The sequence below is a fragment of the Streptomyces sp. MAR4 CNX-425 genome (assembly GCF_048656465.1).
Lineage (GTDB): Bacteria > Actinomycetota > Actinomycetes > Streptomycetales > Streptomycetaceae > Streptomyces.
Window position 1 is genome coordinate 237,688 of sequence record NZ_JBMDLF010000003.1, and the last position, 19,377, is coordinate 257,064.

16 protein-coding genes are annotated in these 19,377 nt (G+C 71.3%); 7 read left to right on the forward strand and 9 right to left on the reverse strand.

Annotation, left to right across the window (positions count from 1 at the left end; all coding sequences use genetic code 11):
* Positions 1-289: 289 nt before the first annotated feature.
* Positions 290-2,179 carry a sigma-70 family RNA polymerase sigma factor gene (locus ACHZ99_RS10765; protein WP_420304237.1) on the forward strand — a complete coding sequence of 630 codons (1,890 nt, stop codon included), beginning with the start codon at positions 290-292 and terminating at the stop codon, positions 2,177-2,179.
* On the opposite strand, the gene ACHZ99_RS10770 is transcribed toward ACHZ99_RS10765, so the two are convergent.
* Positions 2,176-2,742, reverse strand: a complete 567-nt coding sequence (locus ACHZ99_RS10770; RefSeq protein ID WP_420304238.1) for a MarR family winged helix-turn-helix transcriptional regulator — start codon at positions 2,740-2,742, stop codon at positions 2,176-2,178. The genes ACHZ99_RS10765 and ACHZ99_RS10770 overlap by 4 nt on opposite strands.
* Positions 2,743-2,800: 58 nt before the next feature.
* On the opposite strand from ACHZ99_RS10770, the gene ACHZ99_RS10775 reads away from it, so the two are divergent.
* Complete coding sequence (locus tag ACHZ99_RS10775; RefSeq protein WP_420304239.1) at positions 2,801-3,517, forward strand: SDR family NAD(P)-dependent oxidoreductase; 717 nt, start codon at positions 2,801-2,803, stop codon at positions 3,515-3,517.
* Between the two features lie 93 nt (positions 3,518-3,610).
* Here the strand turns inward: ACHZ99_RS10775 and ACHZ99_RS10780 are convergent, their stop codons facing one another.
* The gene (locus tag ACHZ99_RS10780; RefSeq protein WP_420304240.1) at positions 3,611-5,101 is read right to left on the reverse strand and encodes an MFS transporter; all 1,491 of its coding nucleotides are present in this window, start codon (positions 5,099-5,101) and stop codon (positions 3,611-3,613) included.
* A 706-nt stretch (positions 5,102-5,807) separates the two neighbouring features.
* On the opposite strand from ACHZ99_RS10780, the gene ACHZ99_RS10785 reads away from it, so the two are divergent.
* The 5 genes from ACHZ99_RS10785 to ACHZ99_RS10805 all read left to right on the forward strand — a co-directional run bounded on the left by ACHZ99_RS10785 (position 5,808) and on the right by ACHZ99_RS10805 (position 12,285).
* Complete coding sequence (locus tag ACHZ99_RS10785) at positions 5,808-7,916, forward strand: asparagine synthase-related protein (protein WP_420304241.1); 2,109 nt, start codon at positions 5,808-5,810, stop codon at positions 7,914-7,916.
* A 121-nt stretch (positions 7,917-8,037) separates the two neighbouring features.
* Positions 8,038-9,384, forward strand: coding sequence for an L-2-hydroxyglutarate oxidase (gene lhgO / locus ACHZ99_RS10790; protein ID WP_420304242.1), 1,347 nt, complete (start codon positions 8,038-8,040; stop codon positions 9,382-9,384).
* 36 nt (positions 9,385-9,420) lie between these two features.
* Complete coding sequence (trmB, locus tag ACHZ99_RS10795; RefSeq protein ID WP_420304243.1) at positions 9,421-10,194, forward strand: tRNA (guanosine(46)-N7)-methyltransferase TrmB; 774 nt, start codon at positions 9,421-9,423, stop codon at positions 10,192-10,194.
* A gap of 9 nt (positions 10,195-10,203) precedes the next feature.
* Positions 10,204-11,553, forward strand: a complete 1,350-nt coding sequence (locus tag ACHZ99_RS10800) for a PrsW family intramembrane metalloprotease (RefSeq protein ID WP_420304244.1) — start codon at positions 10,204-10,206, stop codon at positions 11,551-11,553.
* A 339-nt stretch (positions 11,554-11,892) separates the two neighbouring features.
* Positions 11,893-12,285, forward strand: coding sequence for a very short patch repair endonuclease (locus tag ACHZ99_RS10805; protein ID WP_420304245.1), 393 nt, complete (start codon positions 11,893-11,895; stop codon positions 12,283-12,285).
* Positions 12,286-12,313: 28 nt separating this feature from the next.
* On the opposite strand, the gene drmB is transcribed toward ACHZ99_RS10805, so the two are convergent.
* The 7 genes from drmB to ACHZ99_RS10840 all read right to left on the reverse strand — a co-directional run bounded on the left by drmB (position 12,314) and on the right by ACHZ99_RS10840 (position 19,372).
* Positions 12,314-13,318: a DrmB family protein gene (gene drmB, locus ACHZ99_RS10810; protein WP_420304246.1), complete on the reverse strand. Its 1,005-nt coding sequence runs from the start codon at positions 13,316-13,318 to the stop codon at positions 12,314-12,316.
* 793 nt (positions 13,319-14,111) lie between these two features.
* Positions 14,112-15,890, reverse strand: a complete 1,779-nt coding sequence (locus tag ACHZ99_RS10815; RefSeq protein WP_420304247.1) for a helicase-related protein — start codon at positions 15,888-15,890, stop codon at positions 14,112-14,114.
* 364 nt (positions 15,891-16,254) lie between these two features.
* The gene (locus ACHZ99_RS10820) at positions 16,255-16,851 is read right to left on the reverse strand and encodes a hypothetical protein (RefSeq protein WP_420304248.1); all 597 of its coding nucleotides are present in this window, start codon (positions 16,849-16,851) and stop codon (positions 16,255-16,257) included.
* Positions 16,848-17,252 (reverse strand): hypothetical protein, encoded by a 405-nt coding sequence (locus ACHZ99_RS10825; RefSeq protein WP_420304249.1) that lies wholly within the window; start codon positions 17,250-17,252, stop codon positions 16,848-16,850. The genes ACHZ99_RS10820 and ACHZ99_RS10825 overlap by 4 nt, the downstream gene beginning before the upstream one ends.
* Positions 17,249-17,842, reverse strand: a complete 594-nt coding sequence (locus ACHZ99_RS10830) for an ATP-binding domain-containing protein (RefSeq protein WP_420304250.1) — start codon at positions 17,840-17,842, stop codon at positions 17,249-17,251. The genes ACHZ99_RS10825 and ACHZ99_RS10830 overlap by 4 nt, the downstream gene beginning before the upstream one ends.
* A 31-nt stretch (positions 17,843-17,873) precedes the next feature.
* Positions 17,874-18,746: an NERD domain-containing protein/DEAD/DEAH box helicase gene (locus ACHZ99_RS10835; protein ID WP_420304251.1), complete on the reverse strand. Its 873-nt coding sequence runs from the start codon at positions 18,744-18,746 to the stop codon at positions 17,874-17,876.
* Positions 18,743-19,372 carry a DEAD/DEAH box helicase gene (locus tag ACHZ99_RS10840; protein ID WP_420304252.1) on the reverse strand — a complete coding sequence of 210 codons (630 nt, stop codon included), beginning with the start codon at positions 19,370-19,372 and terminating at the stop codon, positions 18,743-18,745. Before ACHZ99_RS10840 ends, ACHZ99_RS10835 begins: the two co-directional genes overlap by 4 nt.
* Positions 19,373-19,377: the final 5 nt, after the last annotated feature.

Genomic DNA, 19,377 nt, shown 5'->3' on the forward strand with positions numbered 1-19,377 from the left:
CGGGCTCCGGTGCGGTTCCCCTTGACGGGTGGCCCCGGCGGCGGTGGTGTGTGTTGACGGGGTCGCTCGTCAGGGTGCCTCGCCGCCCGGGGGCCGGGACGGGCCGGTGCGCCCGCCGCCCCGTCAAGCGAAAGGGACCCTTACCCCGAATGCGTGAACGTTAGTACGGGCCGTCCGCGAAAACCCTCCAACGGGTGGTTGGCCGTTCAACGCAGACGGCGGGCCGGTCCCGCTGTGGCACGCTCACCCGGACAACGGGGCGGACGAGTGTCTAACGGGAGCTTGCGGCATGGCAGTTGACGATCAAGACGATCGCGGGCGCGCCATGGACGACGGGACCTCCGGCGACTCGCCGCCCCCGGCGGGGCCTCCCGGCGGCGACGCCGACGGTGCCGGCGGTGCCGGCGGTGCCGACGAGGCCGTGGGCGCCATCCCGAGGCAGCGCGAACGGCGGGACGAGGGCGTCACCGGCGCGCTGCCCTCCGACACCGAGCTCGTCTCCCGGATGCGTACCGGCGACGACAGCGCGTACGAGGAGCTGTACGAGCGGCACGCCCCGGCGGTCCGCCGGTACGCCCGCACCTGCTGCCGCGACTCGCACACCGCCGACGACCTCACCGCCGAGGTCTTCGCCCGCACGCTGCAGGCGGTCCGCGGCGGCGCCGGGCCGGAGACGGCCGTACGGGCGTACCTGCTGACCACCGTGCGGCGGGTCGCCGCCGCCTGGACGAAGACCGCCAAGCGCGAGCAGCTCGTCGACGACTTCGCCGTCTTCGCCACCCAGGCGGCCCGGCCCGCCTCCGACGACGACACCCTCGACCTCGGCGCCGACGTACGGGCCATGCACGAGGCCGAGCAGTCGATGGCGGTGCAGGCGTTCCGCAGTCTGCCCGAGCGCTGGCAGACGGTGCTGTGGCACACGACGGTGGAGGACGAGTCGCCCAGCGAGGTCGCGCCGCTGCTCGGGCTCACCGCCAACGCCACCGCCGTGCTCGCCCACCGCGCCCGCGAGGGGCTCAAGCAGGCGTACCTCCAGGCGCACGTGTCCACCGCGCTCACCGCCGGCGGCGACTGCGCCCGCTACGCGGACCGGCTCGGCGCGTACGCGCGCGGCGGGCTGCGGATGCGCGCCGAGCGAGGGCTGCGCAAGCACCTCGACGACTGCGTGCGGTGCCGGATGGCGGCCGTGGAGGTCGCGGACGTCAACTCGCAGCTCAGCACGCTGCTCCCGGTCGCGGTCGTCGGCTGGTTCGCCTCGGCGGCGGCGGCGAAGGCCGCGGGGTTCGCGGGCGTGGGCGCGGGTGCGGGCGCGGCGGGTGCCGCCGGCGCGGGGGCCGCGGCGGCGGCGGGCGGCGCGGGAATCGGCACAGGGTCCGGCGCGGCGGGCGGCGCGGCCGGTGCGGCGGGCGAGGGCGTCGGGGCGCCGGTCAAGATCGCGGCGGCGGCGGGCATCGTCGTAGCGGCGGCGGCCGCCGCCCTGGCGCTGGCGCTGTCCGGCGGCGGCGGTGAGAAGGAGCCGGTCGCCAAGCCGCCCGCCACCGCGGCCCCGGCGCCGCCGCCGGAGTCGTCGCCGCCCCCCGAGGAGCCCGAGCCGGCTCCCCCGCCGCCGGCCCCGGAGCCGCCGGAACCCACGCCCACCCCGACCCCGGCACCCACGCCCAGCCCGACGCCCGAGGAGCCCTCCCCCACCCCGACACCGACCCCGACCCCGACGCCCACCCCGCCGCCTCCGCCGCCCGCCCCCGAGCCGTACCGCGTGGCCGGCCTCGACGCGGACGCCTTCGGCGACGGCACGGACCCGGAGATCGTGATAAACCGCAGCGGCTGGTGGTGGCAGCGCGACGGGCTGTCCATCGGCGGCCGGACGTACGGCCACGGCGTGACGGTGCACGCGAAGTCGTCGCTGCTGATCGAGCTGAACCGATCCTGCACGCACTACCGGGCGGCGGCCGGGATCGACGACACGATGCGCCGGCTGGGCGCGGCCAGGTTCAGCGTCTACGGCGACGGCACCCGGCTGTGGCGCTCGGACTGGGTCCGCGCGGGCGAGGAGGCGGCCGTGGTCGACGTGGGCCTGCCGGACGGCACCGAGACGATCCGGCTCGTGGCCGAGCCGGAGCACCCCATGTACACCGCGATGCTGACGGACTGGGCGGACTCGGTCATCAACTGCCGCTAGTCGCGGGGCCGCTCGTCACGGATACGCAGCCGTACGCCGGTCGTCAGCTTCTCCAGCAGCGCGATGAGCACGTCGCGTTCGCCCGCCGGCAGGTCGCCGACGAGGGCGGCCTCGCGGCCGAGGACGGCGTCGACGGACCGCTCGATGAGCGCGTGCCCGTCGGCGGTCAGCGCCACCTCCACCGTCCGGCGGCCGGTGTCCCCGCGGGCGCGGCGGACGAGGCCCTCGCGTTCGGCCCGGGCGACGCGCTGGGAGATCGCTCCGGCGGTCACCAGGGTGCGCGCGGTGATCTCCCGGGTGCTGAGCCGGTACGGCGGCCCGGAGCGGCGGATGACGGCCAGCAGGTCGAGGGTGGCCGCGTCGATCCCCGCCTCGCGCAGCACCCGGGCGCGGTCGTCGGCGAACAGCTTCGCCAGCCGCCAGATGGGCGTGACGATCTCGATGGACTCGGTGGGGGTGCCGGGGCGTTCGCGCCGCCAGGCCGCGGCGATCTCCGCGGCCGGATACGAGGGCGGGGCGTCCCCGGCCGCGGTGTCCCTGGCCGCGGCGGTGTCGTCGGTCATGGCGCGGTCCCCCTGCGATGGAGTACGTTTAGACCTAAACGTAGCAGGAGGAGGACCCTTGCCCCGCACCGTGCTCGTCACCGGAGGAACCAGCGGCATAGGCCGCGCCATCGCCGCCCGCTTCGCCGCCGACCGGGCCGACGTCCTCATCACCGGACGCCGTCCCGGCACCGTCGGCGAGGCCGCCGCGGAGCTGGGCGTGCGGGGCGTGGCCTGCGACGCGACCGACCCCGGCCAGGTCGCCGCACTCGCCGCCGAGGTCACCGCACTCGACGTCCTGGTCAACGCCGCCGGCGGCCTGCCCGCGCCGGCGCCCGACGGCGTACCGCCCCTGGAGGCCGTGCTGGCCCAGTGGCACGACAGCCTCGCCCAGAACCTGCTCGGCGCGGTCCTGACCACCGCCTCGGTACGGGACAGGCTCGCCCCGGGCGGATCCGTCATCAGCATCGGGTCGATCGGCGCCGAGCGCCGCGGCGGCTCGTACGGCGCGGCGAAGGCGGCCCTGGCCGCCTGGAGCGCCGCGCTGTCCGGTGAACTCGGCCCGCACGGCATCACCAGCAACGTCATCTCCGCGGGCTACGTCGCCGGCACCGGCTTCTTCCGCGGCGGGATGACCGACGCGCGCCACGACGCGCTCGTGGAGGAGACGCACAACAAGCGGCCGGGCGCGGTCGAGGACATCGCCGAGACGGCGTACTTCCTCGCGTCCCCGGGCGCCCGGCACCTCACCGGCCAGACCGTGCACGTCAACGGAGGCGCCTTCACCACCCGCTGACCCCGCCCCGGACCCGTCCCGCCCCGGACCCGCACCGTCCCGGTCCCGCACCGTCCCGGTCCCGTACCGCCCCCGACCCGTCCCCGGAGCGCGTCACGCGGGCGCGACCAGCAGCGGCCGCGCCCGCTCCCGCAGCTCCGCCACCATCGGCTCGTCCCCGTACGGCTCCAGCCGCGCCAGCAGGTCCTTCACGTACTCCGTCGTCCGCGCCGACGAGATCCGCCCCGCGACCTCCACCGCCCGCGTCCCCTGGGCGCACGCCGCGTCCAGGTTCCCCGACTCCAGCTCCGCGACCGCCGCCACGATCAGCCGCAGCCCGTGCGACCGTACGAACTCCTCCGTCGGCCGCGCGAGCGCCTGCTCCGTGAACCGCCGCACCTGCCGCGGCACCCGCAGGTCGCGGTAGCACTCGGCGGCGTCGGCGGCGAGCCGGTCGTACGCGTAGAAGCCGAGCCAGGCCGGGTCCGGGTCGCCCGCGCGCGCCCGCTCCAGCCAGCTCTCCGCCGCCGCCAGCGCCGTCCCGCACGACGCCTCGTCCTGCGCGCGGGCGTGCGACCGCGCCTCGACGAGGTGGAAGAAACTCATCGTGCGCGCCGTCGCGAGCCCCCTGTTGCGCTCGATCGCGGCCTGGGCGAGGTCCACGCCCTCGTCGGCGAAGCCGCGGTACGTGGCCTGCAACGACATCGACGCCAGCACGTACCCCCCGAGCGGCACGTCCGCCGCGGCCCGCGCGAGCCGCAGCGCCTGGATGTAGTACCGCTGGGCGGCCTCCTGCTGGCCGGTGTCGAAGGCCATCCAGCCGGCGAGCCGCGTCAGTTCGGCGGTGGCGCCGAAGAGCGAGCGCCCCACCTCGTCGGTGTACGCGCCGAGCAGCAGCGGCGTCGCGTCCACGCGCAGGCACTCCGGCACCATCGACGCCCGCCAGTCGCCGCCCCCGTACTTGGAGTCCCAGCGCCGCGCCTCCTCCGCCGCGTCGCGCAGCTTGGCGACGTCGCTGTGCCCCACCCGGCGGGGCCCGGAGGCGTCGTCGGCCGCGGCGGCGAGCGCGTGCTGCGGGTCGGCGGCGTCGAGGCCGTCGAGCCCGCCGGCCGCGCCGACGCCGTCGAGCCCACGGGCGACCGAGCCGTCGGCCGGCGTGATCAGCCACCGGGAGGCGGGCGTGGCGTACGCGCTGACGGCGAAGGACCCGGCGAGGCTCTGCCAGATGCCGCCGCTGCCGGCCCGCCGCCCGGCGAGGTCGAGCCGGTACAGCTCGGTGGCCGAGCGCACCGCCTCGCCCACGTCGCGCGGGAAGGCGAGGCCGACCTCGGGCGCCGGGTCGGTGTCGGCGAGACCTATCTCGTGCAGCGGCACGGGGCGGCCGAGCTTGCCCGCGATGGCGGTCGCGATCAGGTGGGGCGCGGCGCCCTGCGGCACCATCCCCTTCGTCACCCAGCGGGCGACGGACGTCTTGTCGTACCGGAGGGTCATCCCTCGCTGCGCGCCTAGGTCGTTGACCCGGCGGGCGAGTCCGGCGTTGCTGATCCCGGCGAGCGCGAGCATGTGGCCCAGCTTCTCGTTCGGCCCGCGTGGCGTCCTGGACATGCACACCCCTCGACCACCGACGGCTCCCGTCCGGCAGGTGGGGATCCGGCCGGGTCGCATATGCACCCAGCGTAGTTCGCTGGATCCCGACCGTTAAGGGGAATGTTTCCGGATGGCGGGATTACAGCGCGCGTGCTCCGGGGTCGTGTGGCGGTGCGCCGTACGTGCGCTCTGCCCGCGAAGGGCCCCGCACGCTTGGCTGGTTGTCCGTGGGTCGGCTCGCCGCGCGTGGGAAACCGGCGGGCCTGGGGAACTCCGCCGTCATTCATCCCCGCGGGCGGCGGCCTACGGTCCGGGGAGCGCGGGACGCTTCCCGGACCGCACAAGGGCCCCCGAGGGCCCGAAATCGGCCGGGATCGGGCCCGTCGAGAATGGCTGAATGACGCCCCTTGCTACGGGCGTAGATCCGGGCGTACGGGGCGGTTGCCCCGGAGTCCGGGCGCCCGGGCCGGGTTCCGGACGCCGGCCGGCGCCCCATCGGCCCGGCCCGTGCGGCCCGTCCGCGGCCGTGCCCGCGCGGACTCCTGCGCTCCCGCATCCACTCACACGCGCCCCTCTCGTGGCAGCATGGTCCTGACGAAGCGGCAGTACGCCCTGTGCGTGGCGGAGTTGACGCCGATCGCCCGGCTCCGCCCGGCTCGCCCGGCTCGCCCGGCTCGGCTTGGCATATGCCGGTACGTCCCCTGTTGCCCACGAGGAGGCGCGCATGCGGTGGTTGGTGGGGTGGAGCAGTTCCGCCGCCGCGCCGTCGTTCCTCGACGGCGCCCAGACGGCCGACGACTACGACCTCCACCCCGTCGGCGCCCAGCTCGTCTGGGGCGGCCCCGACCCGCTGTGGGCGGTCGGCGACTGGCGGCCGGACGAGATCCGGGTCGTCGGCGTCGCCCCGCTGATCCGGCTCGCGGTCTTCGGCGTCTGCGGCGCCGGCGACGAGCAGTTGCGGGTGGGCCTGCTCGCCGCCCGCGGCGGCGCCGTACGGCACCTGACCGCCTGGTCCGGCGGGTACACCGCGGTCGCCCAGGTCGGCCGCCGCACCACCGTCCTCGGCGACCTCGCCGGCGCCCGCCCCGTCTTCCACACCGCCTGGGACGGCGGCACCGCGTACGCCACCGCCGCGCTCCCCCTCGCCGACCTCGTCGAAGCCGAGCTGGACGTTCCCCACCTCGCCGCCCAACTCGCCTGCCCCGACGTGCCGGAGGCCCTCGGCGACGGCACGCCGTACGCCGGCGTGCACCGGGTGCCGCCCGGCCACGCGCTCACCCTCCGCGAGGGCGCGAAGGAGATCACCGGCTACGAACCGCGCGCCTCCCTCGCCGTCGCCGCGCCGTCCCTGGACACCGAACCGGCGGTGGAGGGCGTACGCGACGCGCTGGTGGAGTCCGTACGCGCCCGCCTGGCCGCCCCGCGGCACGCGCCCGAACCCGGCTTCGGCGGCCTCGACCCCGGCCCCGTACCCGGCATGGGCCCCGCCGACCGGCGCGCCGCCCGCGGCCCGGCGCCCGGCATCGGCGCCGACCTCTCCGGCGGCATCGCCTCCGGCACCCTCGCGCTGCTGGCCGCCGGGCTGCCCGGAGCGCCCGGCACGCCGCCGGGGCTGGGCCCCGGACAGGGCGAGCGGCTGCTCGCGGTGACGTTCAACGACCTGACGGCGCGCGCCGACGAGGCCGAGCTGGAGCGGGCCCGCACCATCGCCGCCAACCCGCGGCTGCACCACGTGGTGGTCGCCGCCGGCGAGTCGGCGCTGCCGTACGCGGACCTGGAGAGCATGCCGCTGACCGACGAGCCCGGCCCCTCGCTCGTCGCCGCCGCCCGGCACCGCCGCCGGCTGACCGCCGGCGGCGCCGATCACCTGGTGGGCGTCGGCGCCCGCGAGGTCCTCGACGCCCACCCGGCCCGGCTCGCGGACCTGCTGCTGGACCGGCGGCGGCGCTCGCTGTTCCGGCCCGTGACGGCGCTGGCGCGCGCGGAGGGGTCGGTACGGACGCCGCTGACCGTCTACCGCGCGGCCCGGCGGCTGGCCCGTACGCCCTACCCCGCGGGCATCGCCGAGGGCGCCGAGGCGCTCCTCGACGACCCCGCGGGCGGCCTCGGCGCAGACGGGGCGCACCGGGGCGGGCGGGGCGCGCTGGACGCCTCCCTGGCCGCGCTGAGCTGGTGCCGGCCCGGGCCCGCGGCGCGCTGGCTGACCGGCGAGGCGCTCGCCGAGGTGGCGGTGCGGCTGCGCGGCTCCGCGGGCACCGCCAACGGCGACGGCACCGGCCGCCCCGGCGAGCGCCGCGCCGCCGCCGCGCTGGCGCAGTCCGGCGCCGACTACCGGGTCTTCGAGCAGGCCGCGGAGGTCCGCTTCCAGCGGCTGCACGCCCCGTTCCTCGACAACCAGGTCGTACGGGCCTGCCGCGCACTCCCCGAGGCGCTGCGCGTCCAGCCGGGGGCGCGCGCCGCGGTGCTGGGCGCCGTGCTGGACGGCGCCGGCATCCGCGGGCTGCCGCCGGGCTGGGGCGCGACCACGGCCGCCGCGGCCGCCGCGGCGTCGGCGGAGCGGATCGGCCTGCGGCGCGCGGCACCGGAGCTGGCCGACCTCTTCCACCGGCCGCTGCTGGCGGACGCGGGGCTGGTGGAGGGCCGGGTGGTGCGCAAGGCGCTGCGGGCGGCGGCGGACGGCGCGGCGCTGCCGCTGGCCGGGCTGGCGGAGCTGGTGTCGGCGGAGCTGTGGCTCCAGCGGCTGATGCTGCGGCGCGGGTCGGTATGGACGGGCGACGCGGCGCCGCGGCAGCGGGCGGTGGCGGGCGGGGTGCCGCCGCGGCTGCCGCTGTAGCGCCGGGCGGGCCCCGGTGGGCGGTGCCCTCGTCTGGCGGTCTCCGGGGTCTGGCGGTGCCCTGATTTGGCGGTCTCCGGGCCGCGCGGGGGATGATGGGGGCTTCCCTGCCGGAGGTGCCATGGCCGACGACTGCGACGTCCTCGTGATCGGAGCCGGCATCGTCGGCCTCTCCACGGCGTACGCCCTCACCCGTGCCGCCCCCGGCACCCGCGTCCTCGTCATGGAGAAGGAACCCGGCCCGGCGCACCACCAGACCGGGCGCAACAGCGGCGTGATCCACAGCGGGCTGTACTACCGGCCGGGCTCGCTCAAGGCGCGGTTCGCGGTGCAGGGCGCCGCCGAGATGGTCGAGTTCTGCGCGGCGCACGGGCTGCCGCACGCCGTCACCGGCAAGATCGTCGTGGCCACGGAGCGGGACGAGCTGCCGCGCCTGCACGCGCTCGCGCAGCGCGGGCGCGAGAACGGCATTCCGGTGCGCGAGCTGGGACCGGCGCAGATCACCGGGTACGAGCCGCACGTGCGCGGGCTCGCGGCGCTGCACGTGGCGACGACGGGCGTGTGCGACTTCCGGGCCGTGGCGCGGACGCTGGCGGAGCTGGCGCGGGAGGCGGGCGCGGAGGTGCGGTACGGGACGGAGGTGCGGGCGATCGCGCGCGGCCCGGGCCGTACGGCTCGTACCGCTCGTACAGCTCGTACGAACCGTGCGCCCCGCGCGCCCCGCACGCCCCGCACGCCCCCGGCGCGCACGACCCGCCCCGCCCCCGCGGCCGCCCGCCCCGCACCGGCGGCACCCGCCGCCCCCGGCCCCGGCATCGCCGTCCGCACCGCCGCCGGGGACGTCGTCCGCGCCCGCGCCCTCGTCAACTGCGCCGGCCTGCACTCCGACCGCGTCGCCCGCCTCGCCGGCGACCGCCCCGGCCTGCGCATCGTCCCCTTCCGCGGCGAGTACTACGAACTCGCCCCGCACGCCGCCGACCTCGTCCGCGGCCTCGTCTACCCCGTCCCCGACCCCGCGTTCCCCTTCCTCGGCGTCCACCTCACCCGCGGCATCGACGGCGCCGTCCACCTCGGCCCCAACGCCGTCCCCGCCCTCGCCCGCGAGGGCTACTCCCGTACGAGCCTCAGCCCCCGCGACGCCGCGGCCACGGTCGCGTACCCCGGCAGCTGGCGCATAGCCCGCCGCCACTGGCGCTACGGCGCCGGTGAGCTGCACCGCTCGTTCTCCCGCCGGGCGTTCACCGAGGCCGTACGGCGGCTGCTGCCCGCGGTCGACGAGCAGGACCTGCGCCCGGCCGCGGCGGGGGTGCGGGCGCAGGCGGTGCTGCCGGACGGCTCACTGGCCGACGACTTCCGCATCGCCACCGGACCGCGGACGGTCCACGTGCTGAACGCGCCGTCCCCGGCGGCGACCGCGTCCCTGCCGATCGGCAGGGAGATCGCCCGCAGAGCGCTGGACCTCCTGTGACGGCGCGGGACGCGTCCTCAGTAAAATAAGGACACTGTGTCCGACCATTCCGATCAGCACGATCGTCCCCAGCCCAGGTTCCCCGACGGCCCCGCCCCCGCGCCCGCCGGGCCGCACCACGAGCGGCGCATCCGCTCCTTCGTCCCGCGCCGCAGCCGCGTGACCCTCGCGCAGGGCGCGGCCCTGGAACGGCTCTGGCCGAAGTGGGGCTTCGACATCGACGGCAAGCGCGTCCTCGACCTCGACGAGCTCTTCGGCGACCGCCCGGTCGTGGTGGAGATCGGCTTCGGCATGGGCGAGGCGACCGCCGAGATGGCCGCGGCCGACCCCGCCACCGGCATCCTCGCCGTCGACGTCCACACCCCCGGCCACGGCAACCTGCTGCGGCTCATCGAACAGCGGGGGCTGACGAACGTACGCATCGGAAACGGCGACGCCGTCATCCTGCTCCGCGAGATGCTCCCCCCGGCCGCGCTCGCGGGGATGCGGGTCTACTTCCCGGACCCGTGGCCGAAGAAGCGGCACCACAAGCGCCGGCTCATCCAGCCGGAGTTCCTGGCGCTGGCCGCGTCGCGGCTGGCGCCGGGCGCGGTGCTGCACTGCGCGACGGACTGGGAGCCGTACGCGGAGTGGATGCTGGAGGCGCTGGAGGCGTCGCCGTACTACGAGAACGCCCACCCCGGCGGCGGCTACGCGCCCCGGCCCGACTTCCGCCCGCGTACCCGCTTCGAAGGCCAGGGCCTCGGAAAAGGCCACGTCGTGAACGATCTGCTCTTCCGCCGCGTCCGCGATGTCGGCGGGAGTGGTTAAGGTCGAGGCGTGGAGGAAGACGGCGGGCAGCTGATGTCCCGGCCGCGGGAGCCCGAGGGGTTCGGTCCGCGCCCGGTGTACGACGACGCGCGCACGCGGCCCGCCGAGCCCGTCGAGCCCGCAGCGCCGCCCCCCGCCCGCCCGCGCTTCTGGCGCCGGAGAGGGCTGCGCCTGGGCGCGGTGGCGACGGTGCTGACGCTGGCGGGCGTGGCGATCCTGGCGCTGGTGTGGTGGGAGACGGGGACGCACGGGATGCTCGTCGGCGGCGGGCTGGCGCTGCTGCCGGTGCCGCTGCTGATCGCCGGCTTCCTGTGGCTGGACCGGGTGGCGCCCGGCCCCTGGCGCTACCGGATCTTCGCCTTCTCCTGGGGCGCCTTCGTCTCCACGCTCGTCGCCATGCTGGCGAACACCTTCGCCGCCCGCTGGATCGCCACCGGCCTGCCGACCTCGTCGTCGCGCGAGGCGGACCTGTGGGGGATGGCGGTCGTGGCGCCGGTGGTGGAGGAGTCGGCGAAGGCGGCCGCGATCCTGCTGCTGTTCCTCTTCCGCAGACACTACTTCTCCGGCCTGGTCGACGGCCTGGTGCTGGCGGGGATCACCGCCACGGGCTTCGCGTTCACCGAGAACATCCTGTACCTGGGCCGGGCGTACGACGAGGAGCAGGCGTTCGGCGACTCCGGACCGCTGGCCACGGTGACCGTCACGTTCGTGGCCCGCGTCGTCTTCTCCCCCTTCGCGCACCCGCTGTTCACGGCGATGGCCGGCATAGGCATCGCCCTGGCCGCGCTGACCTACCCCCACCAGCGAATACGCCGCGTGCTCCTCCCGGTGGCCGGGCTGCTCATGGCGATCGTGATGCACGGGCTGTGGAACGGCTCGGCGGTGATGAACGGCTACGCCTTCCTGGGCGCGTACACCTTCGTGATGGTCCCGGTGTTCGGGCTGCTGGTCTGGCTGGCGGTCTGGTCCCGCGGCGGCAAGCTCCGCACCGTACGGACCCACCTCCCCGCCTACGCCCACGCCGGCTGGCTGGTCCCCGCCGAACCGGTGGCCCTCTCGTCCCTGCGCGCCCGCAAGATAGCCCGCACCCTCGCGGCCCACGCCCACGGCGACGACGCCCGCCGCGCGGTCGCCGCGTACGAGCGCTCGGCGACGTCCCTGGCCCTCCTCCGCGCCCAGGCCGCCCGCGGCCGCCCGGCCCCGGACTTCGCCACCCGCGAACGCGCCCTGCTCACCACGATGTGGACCCACAAGGCGGTGGCCCAACCCGCCCTCACCAGAGCCGCCTACACCACCAACCCACCCCGCCCCCACCCCTGGCCCCCGCCCCACCCGCCACATCAACCGCCCCGGCTTTGATGGAGACATCGAAGACCCGGAAGGATGCCGGTCAGGGCTGCGCCCAGGAAGTACTCCAAGTCTGGAACACTGTCCTTAACAGGACCATGCTGGTCGTCCGCGCGGGCGGTCGGAGAGCAGCTGGTGGTGCCGATCGTTTGGGTCGTCGTGCTGCCGCCACCCCACGCCCCCTTCGGCCACCTGACCGCGACCCGTCGCCTTCGCGCGGGCCTGGCCCAATCCCAGCAGGGAAATCGGCGTCGCTAGACTCCAGAGACAATGAGCACATCCCGACGCAGCCCCGAGCACTGGACCCCGCCCGTAGGTTCGCGAGCCTCATCCCTGGGGAACCTGCGCAGCATGCGTGCCAACCGTGGTCGGGACACCTCCCCGGAGCGGGCCCTTCGCTCTCTGTTGTGGGCGTCAGGGATTCGCGGCTACAGGGTGTCCAAGGCCCCAGTGCGTGGGCTTCGGCGTACTGCGGACCTTGTGTTCGGCCCCTCGCGGGTCGCGGTCTTCGTCGACGGTTGTTACTGGCACCGCTGTCCGCTGCACTACACCGCACCGAAGACGAATGCAGCGGAGTGGCACAAGAAGGTCGAGCGTACTGTCGAACGAGACCGGGAGACAGATGCCAGGTTGAGAGAGGCAGGCTGGCTCGTGCTGCGATTCTGGGAGCACGAGGCGCCGGAGAAATGCGTCCCCATCGTCCGTGATGCCGTGGAGACCCGAAGACCGCGGCGGTCCAGGTGACAGTGGCAGGGAACGACCGCTTACGGTTTTAACCGGCCTGTCGGACCTCCATCAACACCTCATCCAGCAAACCCAGGCCCGGTACGTCGCTTCCGCCAAGGACCAGCTGCCGATCCAACAGTCGGTTTCCCGTCTCGCAGGAGGTCTCGCTCACCAGGCAGCATCCGTGACAAGCCGAGAGGTTCAGCTGTGAGGAGCCTTGTCGGTCACTCTCGATACACACGGGGTCGTTGGAGCAGAAGTCCGCGTCGTCCAGGGCTGCAACCAGGAGGGGGATCATCTTGTCAGGAGCCCCGAGTCTGACGAGGCCGCCCAGGGTCCCCTGTGCGTCGCCCGCTGCGGTGTAGATCAGAATCCCGGCTGTCTTGTCCGCGCGGTCCGAGTTCGCATAGATCCGCTCCTGTAGTGCGGCCGACGCGTAGCCGCTTGCGAACGCCAGTCGACGGATGAGCAGGTGGGCAATTGTATGAAGAGCCACGAACCTCGGCTCCGGCACGTCGAGGCGGTCGGCCCAGGAAGAGTCGGATCTCCGCTGCCTGAGAATTCCGGCCCGCGCTCGTACCTGCGGTTGCCCTTCCCATGCGGCAAGATGCTCCTCGTCGAATCTCAGGAATACTCCCTCGCCGAACAATTCGATCGCCGGGTAGGTAGGCCAACGCCGCCGGTCAGGACCAAGATCGGCATCGATCATGACGGCTTCGGCATGATGCCGCCGGAAGCCGCGTAGGGCACGGACCTCGCGGACGCGACGCACCTGTCCGATTCCGCTGATCTTGTCATGCAGACTCTGCGGGCCTGGGACATCCGCCACGATGCGTCCATCGACGACAAAATCGCCCACCGTACGATCCCGACCACCATCAAGCTTCTTCACGAACGCCGCCCACTCACCGTCCTTGAGATCGAGTAGCATTTCCCCTACGGAAGGCATAGAGCTGGCAGCAACGGCGAGGACCACCTCCAATGTTACACCGAGTTCGTTCGCAATGTGCTCAGCGGCCATCTCGGCCAGGGGGCCGCCGTTATCGGCCACGACCGTTTGAAAGTGTACGTGATCACGGATCTTGTCGGCCGCTCCACGGATTGTGGACGCTCCTCTGGGATATCGAGTGCTGAGATCTTCTCGGCGATGTAGTTCCCAGTGGCCCCACGCTGCACCGCGATCAAGGGGTGTGGACAGGACTTCTTGACCGAATCCTCTGACTGCCATGGCTGCCGACTCGCGCACTTCATCCCGTCACGCCTTAGCGCCCGCTTTTCTACAAGCTCGTTGAGGGGGCGCGAGTGCCCGCAGCCGTGGCACGTGACCACCAGGGATACAAGGCCCTCCCCACGATTGGACTTCTTCCGGAACCGGAGCCCCTTGTAGTCGCGGCAGAAGCGGATCGTATCACTCAGCGCCGCCTCTCGCCCACGATGCGCCCACTGGAACCAGTGGATGTCCTGGATGTGGCTGCCTCCCTCGCAGATGGCAACGAACCGCATCGGCACCAACAACCCTGCGCAGTCGCACCTGTTGGTGAACTTGCCCCGCTTCGTGCCGGTAAGCATCGAGAGCTTGTCGCAGCGCTCACAGAATCGCCACTGAGGGAAGCGCCAGTACAGCAGGGCAGGGGTTTCACTGCGGCTCGATTCGCGTGTGTCGGCGGCTGACGCAGCGAACCAGCGCCCAATCGATCCATCAGCCGGTCACAGCTAAGCGCATGGGCGTACTTCTTATCCCACCAGGACGTATCCGCGGCCATGAGGGATTCGCCCAGCACATCGGTGATTGCGCCGACACCGAAGGGCGAAATCGTCTCGAGAGGCGCAGGTCATGCTTGATCTTATCCACGGTGCACCTCCTCCAACGGCTCCTGGACCTCGACAGCCACGTTGGGCTCAACGGATCGCATGGAATCCGCGACGAGCCAGCCTTCCCCAGGCTGGCCGAATTTCTTCAACAGTGCCCTCTGGTCCTTTCCCGGCCTTCTCTCGTAGTACAACGGTTCCCCCGCTTCACGTGCCAGCGCCGCCCGATGGTCCCACTCGCCCAGCAGGTGCCGAATGGCTTCGCGGGTCTCCTCAGCCTCTACGGGGTCTGCGCGGGTCACATAGCCAAGGAACTTCTCGACGACCCTGTCGACGGCCTCGCGAAGCCGGTCGTCGTCCAGGTCGAAACATCCCGCCGCGTCGTAGGCCGCCAGCGGCGAAAACGACTGTCTCATTAGGGCGACGAGGGCACCCGCAAGTGAGCGATCCCGGGAGGACAGCGACCATGGAGTGACACTTGTGGGCTCAACACTGCGGTAGAGGGCTTCGTGGTAGCCACGGAATGTCTCGAAGTGCGACCGGTCGCGGGCCCTACTCGACCGGAAGAGCGCTACAATCACACCCTTGGTCTCGGATCGCCCGACTCGGCTCGTTGCCTGAATGTATTCGGCCGTGGTTTTCGGCTGTCCCACCATGAGCATCAGGGCGAGCCGCGGGATGTCGATGCCGACGGAGAGCATGTTCGACGAGAGCACGACGTCGACGGCGTCCTCGCCCTTGTCGACTCGGGTGCGCAGCGCGCGTAGGTCGTTCGGCAGCTCTTCCGCGCCACGGCGGCTGGTCAACTCCAAGACTTGGCCGGCTCTCACGGGGCGCATCGGCAGACCAAGCCGGTCGGCGCGCGTCTCCAGCCGGCCGTTAACGTCGTCGACGACCAGTGTCCCGCTACGACCCAGCTCACGAAGGCTGTTGTGGTACATGACCAACGTCCAGTAGGCGTCCCGTGACGTATTGAGGAGCACCTGCGGCAGCTCCAACAACGGTGTTGCTGCAGAGATGACGGCGGAGGGCTGCGAGACGGATTGAGGCATGATGCCGACATACAGCCGACCCTCGCCGCTCTCCACGGGTCGGGAGAAGAAGGTGCGGTCACCGTCAAGTCCCGACGGCGGGTAAAGTGCGACCTCACGCCCATAGAGCCCCGCCACTTGTTCTTCAGAGGCGCGGATCGTTGCCGTTGACGCAACGATCTTGGGGCTGGTACCGGAGCGGCTCAACAGAAGTTGGACGACGGCGTCGAAGAGAGCGGCGGTGGTGCCGAGCGGACCGGAGAGGAGATGCAGCTCATCCTGGATGATCATGGATGGCTGCTCAAACATAGTCCCGATCCCGAGTAGCCTGCCGGCCTCGGGGCGGAATTGCAGCCGCGCAAACTTGTCGACCGTAGCCAGCAGGATCGTGGGCGGCTCCTCGTACAACACCTGGTCCACAACGGCCAGCGGGAGCTCCTCATTGAACGGGCAGGACGCATCAAGGCAATAGAAAACGACGTCGTGTCCGGCAAGCTTCATGCCGTAGTCCTGTGGGCGGTGGCTCTTGGACTCTGGAACCAGCGAACCCAGGCACCACGGGCAGCTCTCCACTTGGAACTGGTTCGCCTCTCGCGGGCGTGCGGCTTTCTGAAGGCGCTCCAGTGCGAATCGGGCATCCGAGCGAGTGCCCGGAGTGACTTCGTTACCCACCCACAAACCGATTGAGAACGGGGCCATACCCTTCGCCCGCTCGTCGGTGAGACGCAGCCGTTCCATGGCACACACCAGGGCAGCGGCCCGCTGAAACTGCTGGGTGGTCAACAGTCGCAAGGTGTAGCGAGTCACTACGGCGGTACCAGCACCGGAAACTCCGTGGACGAGCCTGCGACGAAAGATCTCGATCGCTGCAAGGCCGAGATACGCCTCGGTCTTGCCCCCGCCAGTGGGAAACCAGATGAGGTCAACGCAGTCTCGGTGCTTGTGTCCCCGTCCACCGTGGACGCCAGCGAGATCAACAAAAAGCCGAGTTGGAAGGGACGCCACCGCGGTTCGGCGACCTGCTCCGCACGTGTCCCCTTGTTTATCTCTCCCTGCTGCATCTGTAGTCGCATGGCGGCCATCCCGAGCGCGAAGGCTGTGCGAAGACGCTGCTGTTCCGGCGCGCGAAGCAGGTTCACGCCCTCCCTCATCCGATCAGCCGCCTCCCGGGAACGTTCGGCGATGCGGATCGCCACGGCGCGGTCGGAGCCGAAGGTTTCGGCCTGTTCCAACTGGTCAGTGACCCAGGCGCCAAAGGCATCGACGAAGGCGTCCAGGGAGTGGAGTAGGCGTCGGGGTGCGTGTCGATCTGCTGAAGGTGCTGTAGTGTCAAAGAGCGCGCCTCAGCGGATCCCTTATTGAATCCGGTGGTCTCGATCGTGGGTACAACGAAGGCTGGAACCGGGTCCAGGTAAGCCTTGGTGCAGCGACCTTCGGTGAATTCCCAGTCCGCGGCCATGCCGTGCCCAACTGCGTACACCTTCCGGTTGCGGTACCGCAGGCGCAACTCTGCAGTGTCCGGGTCTACATCGAAGGTGCGGGTCGTGTCGTACTCGAGGATCTGCGCGTGGGGAGCCGGTACGACAGCAAGCTTTACTTGGAACAGCATTCCGGGGATGTCGTTCCTGTCGTCCCCGGTGGAGTCTGTCAGGACTCTGACATGTACCGTGACCAGCGCATCGCCCTTGTAGTGACGCCATCGGGATCCGATTTCGACATCCACATCGCCCACGATCAGTCTCACCGGGCCCTCGCCTCGCCGCATCGCCAGGCGGTCGACAGAGACGGGCTGCGCCGCCACCTCGGTGGTCCGTCCCCGTCGACGAGGACGTATGTGGCGCACGAGAAGTCGACTTCGATTGAGTTGCCGTCGGTGACGAACGAGATCGCAGCGGACGATGGCCGCCAATCCTCGGCGAGCGGGACACCGGCGCCGCCTTCTTCCACATCACCGTCAGGGACATCGGCGGAGACGTCGTCGCTCTTGTCCCGGCCGGCACCCGCAGAATCATGCGGGAACAGCATGCCGACGGAGTATTGCCGGTGCGGCTGGTTCGCCGTGACCTCCTCATCCCCCTGCTCAGGGCCGACATAGGACGCCCTGAGGTGATGTAGGGTCTGCAGCTGGGCCGCGGTGAGGTTCACATGCCCACCTGCTTTAGGATCAGCTCTTGCAACCGTTTCTTGTCATCGCGTGAAGCGACCACATGCAGCGTGACCCGAGCTCGCGTAACGGCCACGTAGAATGCGGCCAGGCCGCGATCGTCATACTGCTGTGGCAGATCGCAGACGACGACGTGCTCCGCTTCCAGCCCTTTGGCGAATCGTGGGCTGGTGACCAGGAAGCCCGCATCGGTTTGGTATGGAACGACGTCTGCGGCGGTGGTGATAATCCAGATATCCGGCCGACGAGCTCCGTTCTCTACTAGTTCGCGCGCCACAGCCTCCGCCGCGGAGATGTCCGCCTTCGGTCGCCAGCACCATTCGACCCTGTCACCGTGCACGATACCCGGGTCGCCCACATCGGCGCCGAGGTACTCCTGCACCACATGGACAATCGCCCTGGTATTGCGGACGTTCCGGTCGAGGTCGTATGAAATCGCCTCCTGTTCGATCAGTTCACAAACGTCGGGATCAAAGTCGCCGTCCACGCGCGCCTGGTTGTTGCGGTCCAGGAACATCCGCCAGCGACCAGCCTCGCGGCCCCCACGGATCACTGCGTCCAGAGTGTCCATACCAGCCGCGTTCATTAGGTCCTGTGCCTCGTCAACAAAGACCACGTCGTACCGCCGCCCTGGGCCAGGTCCGCGAAAGGCAGGAGAGATCGATGCCCCGTCCGGTAATCCGCGGGCGGAAGAAGTCAACCAGTGACGGGGAGTGAAACGTGATCAGAACCGACTTCCCCTCGCCCGCCTCCTGCTTCGCACCTTCCGAAAGCACCAGCGACTTACCGGTGCCAGCTCCGCCGGAGATCAGCATCCGCTGCACACGGGAGAGGCCCGCCAGAATCCGTGCCTGGCCGGCTGTCGCCAGATTCTGCTCCTCTACGACAGCACCGCGCTGCGCGTCGATCACCGGCATTCGTGAGAACTCACCAAACAGGTGATCCCGCAGTTTCTTCTGACTCGCTGGTCTGATCGCGCTGGCGGCGATCCGCGCAAGGGACTTGGTCATCCCGGCGATGCTCATGTGCTCCCTGGCCCACCAGTGGCTGTTCTTCCACTCAACAGCGGGCGGCGGGGCCTCGATGTCCGGGGTGATGACGACGGCCTCCGTCGCAAACCAACCCACGCCGTCTTGACGCATAATCTTCTGCAACGCATACATCGCCGATTGGGCCTGCTCCATCGGAGACTCGCGTAGCTTCTTCCAGTCGTCTCTGCGGTTGATGCTGTACCAGCGGCCCTCATGCTTGGTGACGCCGCCTCCTTTCACCTCCACTACAATCACCACACCATCCCACAGCACCAGGAAGTCCGTCTCCGCTTGCTGTTTGACTGAGTGGCTTCGCAGCTTGACGGAGTGAAAGGCGACAGCGTCCCGTGGGCCATCTACCTTGTCGAGCAGACGCGCCACCCTGCGCTCGGCCTCACTGTTGGTTGACGCCTCGATATCGGGCAGGTCCGGAATGAGGATCACGCTCGCTGCTCCAACCACAGGTGCTCGTACTCACGGTAGCCAAGGAAGTCGTTGCCCGCACCGAAGTTGTCGGCGACGTCGACGATCAGGCACTCCTCACTGCCACCGTTCTGAGGACCGCGCAGGCCACGGCCAGCCATTTGGATGTACGCACTCGGGCTGAACGTCGGCCGGGCGATGTACAGGGCCCGGACCCCTGGTGCATCAAAGCCCTGGATCAGCAGGTCGCAGTTCGCCAGTACTCTGACCTCGCCCTTCTTGAAACGCTCGATGTCGTCTCGGCGCTGCTGCCGCCCGGTCTGTCCACTGACCGCGGCAGCCTCCACATTGCGGTAACGCAGTGTTGCGGCGAGGACTTGGGCGGAGAGGACGTTCGGGGTGAAGACGAGAATGGGCCAGGTTGGATCCTGGGCCAAGATATGCTGTACGAGCGATTGCAAGCGGGATTGGTCGCCGCCGATACGGTCGAGCACTTTAGGCTCGAGTTTGCGCTGGGATTTGACCTTGGCCAGTTCGGCCGGGTTCAAGGCGACATCCGTGCCCGGCAGTACCTCGTGCCGGACCCTGGAGAGGATGCCGAGCCTCGACAGTTCCTCGTATGCGTTCCCCTCGAAAGCTTTGATCATCCTGG